This is a genomic window from Sphingopyxis sp. KK2 (genome assembly GCF_001990265.1).
Lineage (GTDB): Bacteria > Pseudomonadota > Alphaproteobacteria > Sphingomonadales > Sphingomonadaceae > Sphingopyxis.
Genome location: NZ_LYVN01000259.1, coordinates 1 through 2,386, shown reverse-complemented (window position 1 = coordinate 2,386; position 2,386 = coordinate 1). Strand labels below are relative to the sequence as shown.

Sequence of the window (2,386 nt, the reverse complement as noted above, 5' to 3'; positions counted from 1 at the left end):
GGAGCAGCGCGACGCCGCGCCGCGCCATACGAAAGATGTCGAGCATCTCGGTATCGCCGGGGCCGAAAACGGCGGGCGGGCGGACGATCGTCCAGTCGAGGCCGCTGGCCTTCACGATGGTTTCGGCGCGCGCCTTTGACCAGCCATAGTTGGAAAGGTCCGGCTCGCGCGCCGCGAGCGACGAGACATGAACAAAGCGGGTGACGCCTGCCGTCCGCGCGGCGTCGATGACGTTGCCGGTCGCGGTGGCATTGCCCGCCTCGAACGCCGCGCGCGTCGGGACGTTCACGACGCCGGCGATATGCATGACGATGTCGCTGCCCGCCGCGAGTTCGGCAAGCGCGTCGCTACGGTCGAGCGCGCCCTCGATCCAGTTCACGCCATCGCGCGGCTGCTGCGGGCGGCGGGTGAGCGCGCGGACATGCCAGCCCTGTGCGACCGCGTGCCGCAAGGTCGCGCCGCCGACGAAACCCGTCGCGCCGGTCATCGCGAGGGTGGGCGTCGTCACAGCAGCACCATATGGTCGCGGTGGACGATGGCGCTGCGCGGCGCATAGCCGAGCGCCGCCTCCTGCGCGTCGCGGCCGAGGCCGAGGATCGCGGCGGCGTCGGCGTCGGGATATTCGGAGAGGCCGCGCGCGACGACGCGGCCGTCGGGTCCGGCGATGTCGAGGATGTCGCCGCGCGCGAAACGGCCCGAGGCGGCGGTGACCCCTGCGGCGAGCAGGCTGGCGCCGCCGCGCAGCGCCTTCGCCGCGCCCGCGTCGATGGTGAGCCGGCCCTTGGCGGTCAGCCCGCCCGCGAGCCAGGCCTTGCGCGCGCTCGCGCCCTTTTCGGCGACGAACAGGCTGTGCCGCGCCTCGGTCGACAGCGGGTGGTCGATATGGCCCGACGCGATGGCGAGATGCGCGCCGGCAGCATTGGCGATCCGCGCCGCCGCGATCTTCGACACCATCCCGCCCGATCCCATGCCCGACGCCGATCCTGTGTCGGCCATCGCCTCGATGCTCGCGTCGATGCGCTCGATGCGCGCGATATGGTTCGCGCCGGCTTGCGCGGGGTTGCGGTCGTAGAGGCCGTCGATGTCGCTGAGCAGGATCACGCCGCCCGCAGCAGCAGCTTGGGCTACGCGCGCCGCGAGCCGGTCGTTGTCGCCGAAACGGATTTCCTCGGTCGCCACGCTGTCATTCTCGTTGATGATCGGCACGACGCCGAGGTTCAGCAGTCGGTCGAGCGTTGCCGAGGCGTTGAGGTAACGGCGGCGATGTTCGAGGTCGTCGAGCGTCACCAGCATCTGCGCGGCGGTGAGGCCTTCGGCGCCGAGGACTTCGGCCCATACCTGCGACAGCGCAATCTGTCCGGTCGCGGCGGCGGCCTGCGCATCCTCGAGGCTGGCGCGGCCGCCCTTGGCAAGGCCGAGCCGCCGCGCGCCGAGCGCGATCGCACCCGACGAGACGACCGCAACCTGCTGCCCCGCCTTCGTCCGCGCGCCGATGTCGGCGGCGACGCCCTGGAGCCAGTCGCGCCGCACTGCGCCGTCGGGGTCGACGAGCAGGGCCGATCCGATCTTGACGATCAGGCGGGGGCAGGATGCGGGCGGGAACAGGCTCATGGTGCCGCCGATAGCGTGGCGTGGCCGCGTGGCCAATGCGAATGTTGAATCGCCGGGAGGCGGAGTGATTTTATTCGGAAGGTCACAAAGGTCACACCACGTCTCCCTCTTCTTTCCCCTCCTCGCTGGCGATTGGCGCAACGGATGGGATGAAAGGAGCGACGACCTGACGCGTTCATCCGGTGACGCTATGCGGCGGGAATTTATTAGGACAGCGTTTTTTTTTGCGGCTTCGCCGATGGCGGTTTTGGGGTGGGAAGCGGACGTCGCCTGTCTTCCAAACCGATCAGAGTGGAAATTTGTCGCCCGGCTGCGGCGGGCAAAACTTCCCAAGCCGGGGCTCTTTCCCGGGAGACACGTGCACTTGTTCTGTCATGCCACATTTATCGCAGATGACGATAAGAAGCGGACCCAAGCTTTCTTCGGAAACGGTTCCCTCGGAGTGACCGCACGCTCTGCAACCCCTGCTCACTCAGTCGCCCTTTAATTGCAAGTTACATGGGATGATCGCATGTCCGGGTGATGATGGCAACGTCCGCAACCGGTCGGTTGCTGCCGTTGCGCCGGTGCAGTGCGATGGGTCTGGTTATTTTTGCCTCACGCAAAGGCGCAAAGGCACAAAGAAGGAAAAAGAGCCTCACACAAAGACACAAAGAGGGCAGTCGAGCCGCCACACGCTGTGTGCTTCCCCGCGCGCAGCGCTTTACAAGATCGCCTGCGGCGATGGGCACCGCCTGCGGCGTGACCCGGCCTCTTTGTGTCTTTGTGTGAGATC

2 protein-coding genes are annotated in these 2,386 nt (G+C 67.5%); both read right to left on the bottom strand.

The window, feature by feature from the left end:
* Nucleotides 1-487 (bottom strand): NAD(P)-dependent oxidoreductase (locus B1A78_RS21480; protein WP_256839821.1); only part of this gene is annotated, 487 nt, incomplete at its 3' end.
* A 17-nt stretch (nt 488-504) separates the two neighbouring features.
* Nucleotides 505-1,611, bottom strand: a complete 1,107-nt coding sequence (gene proB / locus B1A78_RS21475) for a glutamate 5-kinase (RefSeq protein WP_077148867.1) — start codon at nt 1,609-1,611, stop codon at nt 505-507.
* Between the last annotated feature and the right edge of the window lie 775 nt (nt 1,612-2,386).

What these genes read in the sequence shown, in the direction of transcription:
- proB (WP_077148867.1), bottom strand. Translation starts at nt 1,611, where the DNA reads ATGAGCCTGTTCCCGCCCGCATCCTGCCCCCGCCTGATCGTCAAGATC.